The sequence below is a fragment of the Pseudomonas sp. D1-1 genome, assembly GCF_051132225.1.
Taxonomy (GTDB): Bacteria; Pseudomonadota; Gammaproteobacteria; order Pseudomonadales; family Pseudomonadaceae; genus Aquipseudomonas.
Genome location: NZ_CP071676.1, coordinates 1,213,827 through 1,227,639, shown reverse-complemented (window position 1 = coordinate 1,227,639; position 13,813 = coordinate 1,213,827). Strand labels below are relative to the sequence as shown.

The following is a 13,813-nucleotide window of genomic DNA, read 5'->3' as shown; positions in this document are numbered from 1 at the left end:
ACGATAAAGGCCGTTGGCTTGTGGCCAGCCCCGCCGGGAGCCGTCGCGCCAGGCCTGTTTGGTGCTCGCAAGCAACATGCTATGGTTCGCCCCCCGACTTCTACCGGTTTGCGCCTGCATGCTGCCGACTCCTCGTACCTTGCGCCTGCTCCTGTCCATCGCTTTGATTCTAATCGGCGCAGCGTTGGCCGCCACCCTGGCCGTACGCCACGCCGAACGCGAGGCTCTGAAGGAAGACGCCAGCCGTGCCAGCCAACAATTGGCGTTGTACGCCAATTCCTTGCACACCCTGATCGAACGCTACCGCGCCCTGCCCTCCGTGCTGGCGCTGGACCCACAACTGCGCGATGCCCTGAAGGGCCCGGTCAGTGCGGCGCAACAGGATGAACTGAATCGCAAGCTGGAAAAGATCAACGGCGCCGCGCAGTCCTCCACCCTGGAATTGCTGGACCATACCGGCCTGGCCGTAGCGGCCAGCAACTGGCGGCTGCCGAGCAGCTATGTCGGCCACAACTATGGTTTTCGTCCCTACTTCCTCCAGACCCGCACCCAAGGCACCGGGCGGTTTTATGCCGTGGGCGTGACCAGTGGTATCCCTGGCTATTTCCTGTCCAGCGCGGTGACCGGCGACAACGGCGAGTTCCTCGGCGCCATGGTGGTGAAGCTGGAGTTTCCGGAGCTCGAACGCGAGTGGCGCCAGGGCAGCGACACGCTGTTGGTCAGCGATGCGCGCGGCATCATTTTCATCGCCAACCGGCCGGGCTGGCGTTATCGCCACCTGCGCCCACTGGCCGACAGCGACCGCGCCGAACTCAAGGCTACCCGTCAATACGACAAGCAACCGTTGCAGCCCCTGGCCTTCGATCCGCTGCGACGCTTCGACGACAACAGCCATCTGGCCCGGGTCGAAGCGCCCGATGGCACGGCGGACTATCTCTGGGAATCCCTGCCGTTGACCGGCGAAGGCTGGACCTTGCATTTGTTGCGCAGGCCGCAGATCGCCTTTGAAGACCTGCGCAACGCCGGGCTCGCCGCCGCCGGGTTGTGGCTGGCGCTGGTGTTCCTGTTGCTGTTTCTCAACCAGCGCTGGCGCCTGGCAAGACTGCGTCAACGCAGCCGCGAGGAACTCGAACGGCTGGTGGAGGAACGCACGCGTGAACTGCGCACTGCCCAGGACGGCCTGGTGCAATCGGCCAAGCTCGCGGCCCTGGGGCAGATGTCGGCGGCACTGGCCCACGAGATCAACCAGCCGCTGACCGCCCAGCGCATGCAGCTGGCGACCCTGCGCCTGTTGCTTGACCATGGCCGGATCGATGACGCCTACAAGGCGCTCAAACCGGTGGATGACATGCTCACACGCATGGCCGCCCTCACCGGCCACCTCAAAACCTTTGCCCGCAAAAGCCCGAGCGGCCTGCGAGAGCGCCTGGACCTGGCAGCGGTGGTCGACCAGGCCCTGCAATTGCTGGAGACACGCCTGCGCGATGAACACGTCAGCACGGTGTTGCACCTGGCCCGCCCGGCCTGGGTTCGCGGCGACGCGATCCGCCTCGAACAGGTGCTGATCAACCTGCTGCGCAACGCTCTCGACGCGATGGTCGACCAACCGATCAAGCGCCTGGAAGTGCGCCTGCAGGCCGATGAGCAGTTGTGGTGCCTGACGGTGAAAGACAGCGGCGGCGGAATTGCCGAAGAGCACCTGGCCCAGGTGTTCGACCCCTTTTTCACCACCAAGGCCGTCGGCGATGGCCTGGGCCTGGGCCTGGCGGTGTCGTTTGCGATCATTCATGAATCCGGCGGGCGGCTGACAGCGGGCAATCACGAAAACGGCGCGGTATTCTGCGTCACCTTGCCCATCGATCCGGAGGCGCCGCTGCATGCTTGATTCGGTCATAGTCGTCGATGACGAGAGCAGTATCCGCAGTGCCGTGGAGCAGTGGCTGAGCCTGTCCGGATTCCGCGTGCAATTGTTCAGCCGCGCCGAAGACTGCCTGGTGCAGTTGCCGGAGAATTTTGCCGGGGTGATCCTGAGTGACGTGCGCATGCCTGGGCTCAGCGGCCTGGAACTGTTGGCCGAAGTACGCAAGCGCGACCCCGACCTGCCGGTGATCCTGTTGACCGGTCACGGCGATGTACCGATGGCGGTGGAAGCCATGCGCGACGGGGCCTACGACTTCCTGGAAAAACCCTTCAGCCCTGAAGCCCTGCTGGGCAGCCTGCATCGCGCCCTCGATAAACGTTTCCTGGTGCTGGAGAACCGCCGGCTGCACGAGCAGGCCGACGCCAGGGCCCGGCTGGACACCACGCTGCTGGGCGTCTCCCGGCCTTTGCAGAACCTGCGCCGCCAGGTGCTGGACCTGGCGACCCTGCCGGTCAACGTGTTGATTCGCGGCGAAACCGGCAGTGGCAAGGAACTGGTCGCCCGCTGCCTGCATGATTTCGGCCCAAGGGCGAGCAAGCCTTTCGTGGCGCTGAACTGCGCGGCCATTCCCGAGCCGCTGTTCGAGGCCGAACTGTTCGGCCATGAAAGCGGCGCGTTCACCGGCGCCCAGGGCAAGCGCATCGGCAAGCTCGAATATGCCGATGGCGGCACACTGTTTCTTGATGAAATCGAAAGCATGCCCCTGGCGCAACAGGCCAAGTTGCTGCGGGTTCTGCAGGAAAAGAAACTCGAGCGCCTGGGCTCCAACCAGAGCATCCCGGTGGACCTGCGCATCATTGCCGCGACCAAACCGGACCTGTTGGACGAAGCCCGTGCCGGGCGCTTTCGCGAAGACCTGGCCTATCGCTTGAACATTGCCGAACTGCGCCTGCCGCCGCTGCGTGAACGGCGCGAGGACATTCCGCTGCTGTTCGAACATTTCGCCCACAGCGCCGCCGAACGCCTGGGCCGCCCGGCAACGCCGCTGAGCGGCCCGCAACTGAGCCATTTGCTCAGCCATGACTGGCCAGGCAATGTCCGCGAACTGGCCAACGTCGCCGAACGCCAGGTGCTGGGCCTGGATCAACTGCCCGTCGAGGACGCGGCGCCCGGCCAATCCCTGGCGGCCCGGCAGGAAGCCTTCGAAGCGCAATGCCTGCGCGCCGCCCTCACGCGGCACAAGGGCGACGTGAAAGCCGTGCTCGAAGAACTGCAACTGCCGCGCCGTACCTTCAATGAAAAGATGCAGCGGCATGGGTTGAATCGGGAGATGTTTTTGCAGGAGCGCTGATTTTTGCGCTGCCTGCTCTGCCCTCTTCGCGAGCAGGCTCGCTCCCACAGGGACCTGCGAATACTGAACCCATGTGGGAGCGAGCCTGCTCGCGAAGAGGCCGCCCGACACATCACTTGATAAGCGGATTTCCGCCCAACCCCTTAGCCACAATAAGCGGATTTCCGCTTATATGCTGCCATCAACCCGTCTAAACCGGCCCTCCGCCACCTGGCACAGCTCCTGCTATAGCCCTGGCAGGCTGCGTTCACACGCGCTCCACAAAAACAATTAAACGAAGGATCCTTCAATGGATAACTCCAACGCCCTGCCCATTGGGTCGGCTGCCGTGCCCGCCCGTGAAAGAACCACCGCCAGCCGGATCAAATCGATCTTCAGCGGCTCGGTCGGCAACATGGTCGAGTGGTACGACTGGTACGTCTACGCTGCTTTCTCGTTGTACTTCGCCAAAGCCTTCTTCCCCAAGGGTGACACCACCGCCCAACTGCTCAACACCGCCGCGATCTTCGCCGTCGGCTTCCTGATGCGCCCGATCGGCGGCTGGCTGATGGGCCTGTACGCCGACCGCGCCGGCCGTAAACGCGCGTTGATGGCCTCGGTGTACCTGATGTGCTTCGGCTCGCTGATCATCGCCCTGAGCCCGAGCTACGAAACCATCGGCGTCGGCGCGCCGATCCTGCTGGTCTTCGCCCGCTTGCTCCAAGGCTTGTCGGTGGGTGGCGAATACGGCACGTCGGCCACCTACCTGAGCGAGATGGCGACCAAGGAACGACGTGGTTTCTTCTCCAGCTTCCAGTACGTGACCCTGATCTCCGGCCAGCTCATCGCCCTCGGCGTGCTGATCGTGCTGCAGCAGGTCCTCACCACCGAGCAACTCTACGCCTGGGGCTGGCGCATCCCGTTCGCCATCGGCGCGCTGTGCGCAGTCGTGGCGCTGTACCTGCGTCGCGGCATGGAAGAAACCGAGTCGTTCACCAAGAAGGAAAAAGCCAAGGAAAGCGCGATGCGCACCTTGATGCGTCATCCCAAGGAACTGCTGACCGTGGTCGGCCTGACCATGGGCGGTACGCTGGCGTTCTACACCTACACCACCTACATGCAGAAGTACCTGGTTAATACCGTCGGCATGAGCATCTCCGACTCCACCACCATTTCCGCCGCCACGCTGTTCCTGTTCATGTGCCTGCAACCGATCATCGGTGGGCTGTCGGACAAGATCGGTCGCCGGCCGATCCTGATTGCCTTCGGCATCCTGGGGACGTTGTTCACGGTGCCGATCCTCACCACCCTGCACACCATCCAGACCTGGTGGGGCGCGTTCTTCCTGATCATGGCCGCGCTGATCATCGTCAGCGGCTACACCTCGATCAACGCGGTGGTGAAAGCCGAGCTGTTCCCTACCGAGATCCGCGCCCTCGGCGTCGGCCTGCCGTATGCCCTGACCGTATCGATCTTCGGCGGCACCGCCGAATACATCGCGCTGTGGTTCAAGAGCATCGGCATGGAAACTGGCTACTACTGGTACGTGACAGGCTGCATCGCGGTATCGCTGCTGGTCTACATCACCATGAAAGACACCCGCAAGCACTCGCGGATCGTGACGGACTGATAGTCAAGGCGTAGCAACAGAAGGGGCTGACCTCGCCGGGTTGGCCCCTTTTTCGTTCCAGGTTTTCGAGATTAATTCTCACTTAATGACCGCACTTCATTCTCATCTCCATCAAAACATTGATTGGAGCATGACCATGAAAACCCAACTCATTTTCGCCCTGACCCTCTCCGTATTGGCCACCAGCGCTTTTGCCGACGACGGCTTCGACCGCACCGGCACCGCCGCTTTTATCGCCGGCACCCATGACCGTAGCGGCTCGGCCGCTGTTGCCAGACAAGATGAAAATCACGCCACCGAGCCGACCGTCGCAACACAGGGCGCCGACCGCGCCGATGCGGCGTCCACCAACTGATTCCAGCCATCACCCGACACTGTGGGAGCGAGCCTGCTCGCGAAGACAATGGCACAGTCGGCATCCCACGCTTTCGCGAGCAGGCTCGCTCCCACACGGGTTCTGGGTTGCTGACAAAACCGGTCGGCGCCTGCACTATCCTCGGATACCGTTCAAACCGATCCCAGGACCTACGCCTTCATGCCCGATGACATCCATTACTACGAACCCGCCAACGGTCACGGCCTGCCACACGATCCGTTCAACGCGATCATCGGTCCACGGCCCATTGGCTGGATTTCTTCCCAGGACGGCGAAGGACGCCTGAACCTGGCGCCTTACAGTTTCTTCAACGCCTTTAACTACGTTCCGCCGATCATCGGTTTCTCAAGTGTCGGGCGCAAAGACAGCCTGAACAATATCGAGCAGACCGGGGAGTTCGCCTGGAACCTCGCCACCCGCCCGCTGGCCGAGCAGATGAACCAGAGCTGCGCAATGGTCGCGCCAGAGGTCGATGAGTTCGAACTGGCAGGTTTGACAACCGCCCCGTCGCGGGTGATCCAGGTGCCGCGCGTGGCAGAGAGCCCGGTATCCTTCGAATGCAAAGTCACGCAGATCATCCAACTGCAACGTGCCGACAAGGCACTTGTACCGAGCTGGCTGATCCTCGGCGAAGTCGTCGCCGTGCACATCGCCAAGTGGCTGTTGAAGGATGGGGTATACGACACCGCCGCCGCCGAGCCGATTTTGCGTGGTGGCGGGCCGGCGGATTATTTCCAGCTGGGGCCGGAGGCGTTGTTCAGGATGCATCGCCCGAAGTAAATGTGGCGAGGGGATTTATCCCCGCTGGGCTGCGTAGCAGCCCCCAAAGCGGAACATCTGATACGCCAAGGCGGCTGGTCTCAGGGCCGCTACGCGCCCCAGCGGGGATAAATCCCCTCGCCACGAAAACAACCTAGAAATGCGATTACCAGATCAGGCCGCCTTCGCCATCGACACCCTGCAGGTGAGTCAACTGCTGGGCAGCCGCTTCATCGGCTTTGAAAGCAGTCTCGAACGTCTGCTCTTCGAGCACTTTGTTGAAGCGAGGCTTGTCGGGACTGCCGATGGCCTTGGTGGCGATGGCTGCGTAATAGCCGCCACCCTCCTTGGGAACAACAGCGGAAACAGCTTCAAAAGTTTCAAAGGCTTTGCGTGCCATAATGCGCATCCTGGCGGTTGGAATGACCGTCATTAAACCTTCAACCGGCCAGTTTGTGTACCTTCGCCATGCACCCTTCGGTCGCCTTGGCGGCAGACACTTCGCGAAAGGTATGGAAATCCAGGCTGCTCACCACCAGGTCCTGCACCAGCTCGGCGAAGATCGCCATCGCCGGGGAATTGAAGTAGGCCTCCATCGCCTGCTGGTGGGTCCACAGCCCGGACACCAGCCACAAGTCGGCGTCGCATTGCGATTGCTGCAAGGCGAAGTGCAGGCAACCGGGAGCTTGCCGCGACGGGGTGATCAAGGTACTCAGGCGCGCACCCAATTGCTGGCTGCGGCCGGCTCGTGCCCGCACGAAAGCCATGTGACTGACGGGGATCTGTGTAGTCATGTTCAACCCTCCCAGGTGATCCGTTGTGCAGCCGGGGACGGGCTGCGACAGGATCAAAGGTTAAGCGCCCCGACACCAGCTTCGTTAGTCGATTCCTGCCGACACATTGCACGATCCTGCCCGCAGATGCCGCCGACCTGGCTTGGAACCGACACAAACAGCGCAACTTGAAACAAAAGGTTTCAAGCAAGTTTCGAGCAGGTTGCACCGTCCCGATCCGACAGGCCGTGCAGGATCAGGCAAGCTTTCAACAGGATGTTGCTACCGCTGCGCCTTGCACAAATTTAAGCTGCGTCCATCGCATCCCTATCATCCGAGGATTTCGGCATGTCGCCACTCGATCACGCCCACGTCCCGCTGGACACTTACCTGGAACAACAGCGCGCCGAGCTGGCATCGATCATCGAACGCAATACCAGCGAGGACGGCAGCTACGCCACCGCCATCGGCTCGCTGCACCTGTCGCGCCACAGCCAGCCGCATAAATTTGCCCCGGTGCTGGCCCAACCGGCGCTGTGCATCATGGCCCAGGGCAGCAAGCAGGTGCGCCTGGCAGACGAACTGTTCAACTACGACCCGTTGCACTACCTGGTGGTCTCGGTCTCGATGCCATTGAGCGGGTGCATCGCCGACGTCTCGCCCGAACAGCCGATCCTGGCGCTGCGCCTGGACATCGACCCGGCGGAAATCACCGCGCTGATCGCCGACGCCGGTCCCTTGGGCGTACCGACCCGCCCCGCTGGCCGCGGCCTGTATGTCGAACGCCTGGACACGCCGATGCTCGATGCCGTGCTGCGCCTGGCACGGTTGCTGGACAGCCCGAAAGACATCGCCATGCTCGCGCCACTGGTGCGCCGGGAAATCCTCTATCGCCTGCTGCGCAGCCCGCAAGGCTACCGGCTGTATGAAATCGCCATTGCCAACAGCCAGAGCCATCGCATCAGCCAGGCGATCAAATGGCTCAACGGCCATTTCGAACAGCCGCTGCGCATCGACGACCTGGCCCGGGAAGTCAACCTCAGCGTCTCGACTCTGCACCATCGTTTCAAGGCAATGACCGCCATGAGCCCGTTGCAGTACCAGAAGCAATTGCGCCTGCAGGAAGCCCGTCGCCTGATGCTGGCCGAAGGGCTGGAAGCCTCGGCGGCAGGGTATCGCGTGGGTTATGAAAGCCCGTCGCAGTTCAGCCGCGAATACAGCCGGCTGTTCGGCGCGCCGCCGCTGAGGGATCTGGCGCGGTTGCGGATGACCGTTTGATCTGTACTTTGTGCTGACTGGGCCGGCCTCATCGCGAGCAAGCTCGCTCCCACAGGGATCGGCGGTGAACGCAACATTTATAGCCAACAGAGATTCCCATGTGGGAGCGAGCTTGCTCGCGATGGGGCCAGTAAAGGCACCTCAATACTTCGCCGCCCAAAGGTCCTGATCAATCTCGATCAACGTCGGCCCCCGCCGCTCACGTGCAGCAAGCAACGCCACCCGCAATGACGGCACATCCTCAACCGCCTCGGCATCACAGCCCAACGCCTTGGCGACGCCGATGAAATCCGGCGTGTAGATGTCCACGCCCACCGGTTCGATGGCACGGTTGACCATGTACTTCCTGATCTCTTCGTAGCCTTGGTTATTCCACAGCAATACGATCACCGGTACCCGCGCTTCCACGGCGCTGGCCAGTTCCGGCAGGCTGAATTGCAGGCCGCCATCGCCGATCAGGCACACCACCGGCGGGCGTCCATGGGCGTTATCGACACCGCCAAGCCAGGCGCCGATCGCCGCCGGCAATGCGTAGCCGAGGGTGCCGTAGCCGGTCGAGGAGTTGAACCAGCGGCGCGGCTGTTCGAGATTGAAAGTGAGGTTGCCGGTGTACACCGGCTGGGTGGAGTCGCCGACAAAGACCGCCTCGGGCAGCGTCTGTAAAACGCTGTCGAGAAACACGGTCTGGGCGCGAGTCGGTGCGTCCCATTGCCGGTCGAGTTCAGCCCACAGCCGCGCCACACGCGCCACTCCCCAGTCGTCCTGGCGTGCGGCGGGCGCTTGCAGGCTCGGCGCGTCGAGCAAGGCGCGAGCAGCACTTCGCGCATCGGCCACCAGCGCCAGTTTCGGTGGGTAATTGCGCACGGTCTGGTCGGGGTCGATGTCGACGCGCAGCAGCGCACCGGGAATCTCGAAGCCGCCGGCGAAGGTCACGTCATAGTCGGTCTCGGCCAGTTCGGTGCCGATGGCCAGCACCACATCGGCCTCGGCCACCAACGCACGGGTCGCGACCAGGCTCTGGGTAGAGCCGATCAGCAACGGGTGCCAGGACGCCAGCAAGCCCTTGGCATTGATGGTCAACGCCACCGGTGCACCGAGGCGTTCGGCCAGTTCGGTCAATTCGGCTGCTGCATCGATGGCGCCCCCGCCGGCAAGAATCAGTGGCCGTCTGGCCGTCGCCAGCAATGCCGCCATCTGCTCCACGGCGTCTGGCGCAGCCCCGGCGCGGCTGACGTGCACCGGTGCGCTGCACAACAGCGCATCGGCGTCCTCGACCAGCACGTCCAGCGGGATTTCGATGTGCACCGGCCGTGGGCGCCCGGCCTGGAACACGGCAAAGGCGCGGGCCAACACGCCGGGCAACTCGGCAGCCGACATCAACGTATGGGAAAACGCCGCCACGCCGCCCACCAGCGCACTCTGGTTCGGCAGCTCATGCAGCTTGCCGCGCCCGCCGCCCAACTGGCTGCGCGACTGCACGCTGGAGATCACCAGCATCGGGATCGAGTCGGCATAAGCCTGGCCCATGGCGGTGGCGATGTTGGTCATGCCCGGCCCGGTGATGATGAAACACACCCCCGGCTTACCGCTGACCCGCGCATAACCGTCGGCCATGAACCCGGCGCCTTGCTCGTGACGCGGCGTCACATGACGGATGCTCGAACTGGCCAGCCCGCGATACAACTCGACGGTGTGCACGCCAGGAATGCCAAACACCTGCTCCACACCATAAGCTTCGAGTAACTTGACCAATACTTCGCCGCACGTCGCCATTGCCATCGCCTTTTTCTTCGGGAATGGCGTTATTGGAACGGTCGGGCCATAGCGACAACAATCGATAAAAAGTCATACTAGCCATGTCTTCAAGTCATGGCTTGGCCTCAATGAAACGACTTCCTCCGCTGCCGGCGCTGCACACCTTCCTGATCACCGCCCAATGTTGCAATTTCACCCGCGCGGCGGAACTGCTGCATATCACTCAAGGTGCGGTGAGCCGACAAATTGCCGGACTGGAAGCGCACCTGGGTTACGCGCTGTTTCACCGCCAGGCGCGTGGCCTGAGCCTGACCGCCGAAGGCCAGGCGTGGCTGCCGCGGGTGCAGCAGGTGTTCGGCCTGATCGGCGAGGCGCTGGAGCAGATCGGCGAGAAACGCCAGGCCCTGCAACTCAAGGCGCCGACCTGCGTGATGCGCTGGTTGCTGCCGCGCCTGTTGCAATGGCAAAAGGAGCGGCCAGACGTGCCGGTGGAGCTGACCACCACGGTCCGGCACGGCGTGAATTTCCAACAGGAAACCTTCGACGCGGCGGTCGTCTACGGCCCGCCGCCCGATGCCTCGTTGGCCCGCCTGCACCTGTTCGATGAACAACTGACGCCGGTCTGCTCCCCGCCGCTGGTGGAAGGCCCCGCACCGTTGCGCTCGCCCGCCGACCTGCAACAGCACTTGCTGCTGCACCCCACCACCGACGAGCGCGACTGGAACGCCTGGCTCGCCGAGGCCGGCGTCCACCTGAACAACGTCAGCAAGGGCCAGCATTTCGAAACCCTGGACCTGGCGATGTCCATGGCGTCTCAAGGCACAGGCGTGGCAATTGGCGACTGGTCGCTGATCGGCGACGACCTCAGCGCCGGCAGGCTGGTGGCGCCGTTCGAATTGAAGGTCAGGACCGGGCTGGGTTATCACCTGGTTCATCCGCGCAAAGCCCAGGTGTCTGGCCAGTTGCAGGAACTGATGGAATGGCTGGTGGAGGAAGCTCACCGACGCTAGCCGCCCTGAAGCCCCCCCTTGTGGCGAGGGGATTCATCCCCGCTGGACTGCGCAGCAGGCCCTAGCATTGCGATGGGGTCTGCCTGACACACCTGGGCGCCAAGCTTTAGGGTCGCTGCGCAACCCAGCGGGGATAAATCCCCTCGCCACAAAAGCGCCTCGGCATGAGTTAAAGCAGATTAGGTGCCTGCGCCGGCTCGATCTGCGCCCAGTGCGAGGTGTCTTCGCGGTGCTGCTGCAAGTAGGGCAACACCGCGCCCAGCAAGGGTTCCTTGAAGGCCTCTTGAAAGCGATGGGCCAGGCCTGGGATCAGTTTCAACTGGCTGCCGCGAATATGCGCCGCCAGATGCACACCATGCATCACCGGCAGCAACGGATCGGCGGTGCCATGGACCACCAGGGTCGGCACCTGCAATTGATTGAGCAGCGCCACCCGACTCGGCTCGGCCAGGATTGCCATGATCTGACGCTTCACACCTTCGGGGTTGAAGGCCCGGTCGTAAGCCACGGCGGCTTGATGCAGCAAGGCCTGCCGGTCATCGACCACCATCGGGCTGCCCAGCGCGGCGAGCAGGTCGGCCTGTTGCTCAAGCGCCACTTCACGATTCGGCGCGCTGCGTCGTGACAGCAACTGCACCAGCGTTTCACTGGGCGCCGGCAAGCCTGCGGCGCCGGAACTGGTCATGATCAGGGTCAGGCTCTCGACCCGTTGCGGCGCCATCGCCGCCATGTGCTGGGCGATCATCCCGCCCATGCTTACGCCCAGTACATGGAAGCTTTGCACCTGCAAGGCATCCATCAAGCCCAGGCCATCGGCGGCCATGTCGGTCAAGGTATAAGGCGCGGCCACCGGCAAGCCAAGCTTGTAGCGCAAGGCTTCGAAGGTCAGGTTGGCAGTGCCTGGGGCCTGGCGCCAGGCGGACAGGCCCACATCCCGGTTGTCGTAGCGAATCACCCGGAAACCCTGTTCGCACAGCGCCACCACCACTTCGTCCGGCCAATGGATCAACTGACCGCCCAGCCCCATCACCAGCAGCAGCGCGGGATCCGAAGCACGGCCGATGCTCTGGTACGCCAGGCTTACCTGGTCCAGGTCGACCCGTTGGGTCGCGACATTGACATCACAACGAGAAGCCGCCAACGACGGCAGGCCGCACAACAATGCGGCCAGAAAAATGAATACACGCATGAACAAACACCAGAACGCAGAACCCCAATAGAGCGCAAGTCTGATGAAGTTTGTTCAAGCGCGCTGCCACAGTTGCGTGACAGTTTGATGAAGATTGCCGAGTGGTTATCTGAAGCCCTGAGCACACGTGGCGAGGGTACTGACCCAAAGGTTCTCGCCGAAGCGTTCCCGGGCCGGTCGCAATTGTGCCAGCGCCTGTTCCAGTTCACAGCGCCAGGCGTTGCGGCCATTGACCAGGCCCACCGACAGGATCTTGTAGGTCGGCAGGCGATCGAGCACCTGGCCGAGTTGTTCCGGCGCACGCACGGCGTCGACGTGCAGCCCATCCACCGGGAGGCCCGCCGCCAGGCCGAGGTTGTCTTGCAGGCCACTGAAACAGGTCGCCAGCAATTTTTTCAGCGGTGAATACTGGAGGATGTGGTAGGCCCGCTCGAAGGCGCTTCGCCAGGCCAGCGGCAGGTCGAGGGTGAGGATCGGTTCATCGATCTGCACCCACTCCACGCCCTGGGCCTTGAGGCGATTGAAGATTTCGCCGTAAACCGGCAACAGGCTTTCCAGCAGGTCGAGTTTGTCGAAGTCACCGCCCTTGGCCTTGCCCAGCCACAAGTACGTCAGCGGGCCGATGATCGCCGGCTTGACTCGATGCCCCAGCGCATGGGCTTCGTCGACCTCGTCGAACAGGTGCTCCCAGCTCAGCGCGAAGGTCTGCCCGGCGGTAAACTCCGGAACCCGGTTGTGGGCTTGCCGCACGGGGCGGCGATCGGCGCCGATGCGAAGAAAACCGAGGGTATGGGCCAGGGCCATGGTGAATGTCCTTCTGTAAAAGATGGCGTCATTGTCGACAGCCGGACCCACATGAGACAAACTCAATCTTTTCGTGTTGATCACAAGTTTTACTCATGGAGCCACACCGGTGCTTGAACTCCGTCACCTGAAGACCCTGCACGCCCTGCGCGAAGCCGACAGCCTGGTGGAGGCCGCCGAACGCCTGCATCTGACCCAGTCCGCGCTGTCCCACCAGTTCAAGGAACTGGAGGAGCGCCTGGGCATGCAGCTGTTCGTGCGCAAGACCAAACCGGTCCGGTTCACCAGCGCCGGCTTACGCCTGTTGCAACTGGCGGATGCCGCCCTGCCATTGCTGCGCAGCGCCGAGCGGGACATCGCGCGGCTGGCCGGCGGCACCGCCGGGCGTCTGCACATGGCCATCGAGTGCCACAGCTGCTTCCAATGGCTGATGCCGACCATCGACCAGTTCCGCGATGCCTGGCCGGAAGTCGAGCTGGACCTGGCCTCGGGCTTCGCCTTCGCCCCGCTGCCGGCCCTGGCCCGGGGCGACCTCGACCTGGTGGTCACTTCCGATCCGCTGGAGCTGGCGGGCATCACCTATGTGCCGCTGTTCACCTACGAGGCGATGCTCGCGGTGGCGAACCAGCATCGACTGGCGGGCAAACCGTACATCGTGCCCGAAGACCTGGTCAGCGAAACCCTGATCACCTACCCGGTGGAGCGTGATCGGCTGGACATCTTCACCCGTTTCCTGGAGCCGGCCGACATCGAACCGGCCCAGGTTCGCACCTCCGAGCTGACGGTAATGATGATGCAACTGGTTGCCAGCGGCCGGGGCGTCTGCGGCATGCCTCACTGGGCACTGCATGAATACAGCTCACGGGGCTACGTGAAGGCCAAGCGGCTGGGGGAGAAGGGTCTGTTCGCCACGCTCTACGCGGCGGTGCGCACCGACATGCTCGACGCGCCGTACATGCGCGATTTTTTGCTGACGGCCAAGGACACATCATTCTCGACACTCGACGGCGTCAGTGCCGTGCGCTGACAAGGGCCTTTGTGGCGAGGG

The 13,813-nt window shown here is 63.1% G+C and carries 12 protein-coding genes and 1 pseudogene; 8 read left to right on the top strand and 5 right to left on the bottom strand.

All coding sequences use genetic code 11. The features are described from left to right. Positions 1 to 118 precede the first annotated feature (118 nt). The 5 genes from J3P86_RS05375 to J3P86_RS05355 all read left to right on the top strand — a co-directional run bounded on the left by J3P86_RS05375 (position 119) and on the right by J3P86_RS05355 (position 5,977). Positions 119 to 1,885 (top strand): sensor histidine kinase, encoded by a 1,767-nt coding sequence (locus J3P86_RS05375; RefSeq protein WP_434699603.1) that lies wholly within the window; start codon positions 119 to 121, stop codon positions 1,883 to 1,885. Beyond that, positions 1,878 to 3,212, top strand: a complete 1,335-nt coding sequence (locus J3P86_RS05370; protein WP_434699601.1) for a sigma-54-dependent transcriptional regulator — start codon at positions 1,878 to 1,880, stop codon at positions 3,210 to 3,212. The genes J3P86_RS05375 and J3P86_RS05370 overlap by 8 nt, the downstream gene beginning before the upstream one ends. A gap of 289 nt (positions 3,213 to 3,501) precedes the next feature. Next, positions 3,502 to 4,821, top strand: a complete 1,320-nt coding sequence (locus tag J3P86_RS05365; protein WP_305496467.1) for an MFS transporter — start codon at positions 3,502 to 3,504, stop codon at positions 4,819 to 4,821. A gap of 136 nt (positions 4,822 to 4,957) precedes the next feature. Next, positions 4,958 to 5,176 (top strand): hypothetical protein, encoded by a 219-nt coding sequence (locus J3P86_RS05360; RefSeq protein WP_434699600.1) that lies wholly within the window; start codon positions 4,958 to 4,960, stop codon positions 5,174 to 5,176. A 180-nt stretch (positions 5,177 to 5,356) separates the two neighbouring features. Continuing rightward, positions 5,357 to 5,977 (top strand): flavin reductase family protein, encoded by a 621-nt coding sequence (locus tag J3P86_RS05355; RefSeq protein ID WP_434625799.1) that lies wholly within the window; start codon positions 5,357 to 5,359, stop codon positions 5,975 to 5,977. 145 nt (positions 5,978 to 6,122) lie between these two features. Here J3P86_RS05355 and J3P86_RS05350 read toward each other — a convergent pair whose 3' ends face one another. Together J3P86_RS05350 and J3P86_RS05345 are read right to left on the bottom strand one after the other, a co-directional pair. After that, the gene (locus tag J3P86_RS05350; RefSeq protein WP_434569659.1) at positions 6,123 to 6,356 is read right to left on the bottom strand and encodes a hypothetical protein; all 234 of its coding nucleotides are present in this window, start codon (positions 6,354 to 6,356) and stop codon (positions 6,123 to 6,125) included. Between the two features lie 40 nt (positions 6,357 to 6,396). Next, complete coding sequence (locus tag J3P86_RS05345; RefSeq protein WP_434625801.1) at positions 6,397 to 6,750, bottom strand: putative quinol monooxygenase; 354 nt, start codon at positions 6,748 to 6,750, stop codon at positions 6,397 to 6,399. 327 nt (positions 6,751 to 7,077) lie between these two features. Between J3P86_RS05345 and J3P86_RS05340 the strand changes: the two genes are divergently transcribed. After that, a complete protein-coding gene (locus tag J3P86_RS05340) occupies positions 7,078 to 8,007 on the top strand; it encodes an AraC family transcriptional regulator (protein WP_305496476.1) in 930 nt (309 codons plus the stop codon). 141 nt (positions 8,008 to 8,148) lie between these two features. Here the strand turns inward: J3P86_RS05340 and J3P86_RS05335 are convergent, their stop codons facing one another. Continuing rightward, positions 8,149 to 9,780: a 5-guanidino-2-oxopentanoate decarboxylase gene (locus J3P86_RS05335; RefSeq protein WP_434700603.1), complete on the bottom strand. Its 1,632-nt coding sequence runs from the start codon at positions 9,778 to 9,780 to the stop codon at positions 8,149 to 8,151. Between the two features lie 110 nt (positions 9,781 to 9,890). Here J3P86_RS05335 and J3P86_RS05330 point away from each other — a divergent pair, with 110 nt between their 5' ends. Next, a complete protein-coding gene (locus tag J3P86_RS05330; protein ID WP_434699599.1) occupies positions 9,891 to 10,772 on the top strand; it encodes a LysR substrate-binding domain-containing protein in 882 nt (293 codons plus the stop codon). Between the two features lie 169 nt (positions 10,773 to 10,941). Here the strand turns inward: J3P86_RS05330 and J3P86_RS05325 are convergent, their stop codons facing one another. Together J3P86_RS05325 and J3P86_RS05320 are read right to left on the bottom strand one after the other, a co-directional pair. After that, positions 10,942 to 11,961 carry an alpha/beta fold hydrolase gene (locus tag J3P86_RS05325; RefSeq protein WP_434653554.1) on the bottom strand — a complete coding sequence of 340 codons (1,020 nt, stop codon included), beginning with the start codon at positions 11,959 to 11,961 and terminating at the stop codon, positions 10,942 to 10,944. Positions 11,962 to 12,096: 135 nt separating this feature from the next. Further along, positions 12,097 to 12,699 (bottom strand): annotated as a pseudogene (locus J3P86_RS05320) (5-methyltetrahydropteroyltriglutamate--homocysteine S-methyltransferase); the annotation flags it as partial. Between the two features lie 175 nt (positions 12,700 to 12,874). Here J3P86_RS05320 and metR point away from each other — a divergent pair. Continuing rightward, positions 12,875 to 13,792, top strand: a complete 918-nt coding sequence (metR, locus tag J3P86_RS05315) for a transcriptional regulator MetR (RefSeq protein ID WP_053124730.1) — start codon at positions 12,875 to 12,877, stop codon at positions 13,790 to 13,792. Positions 13,793 to 13,813: the final 21 nt, after the last annotated feature.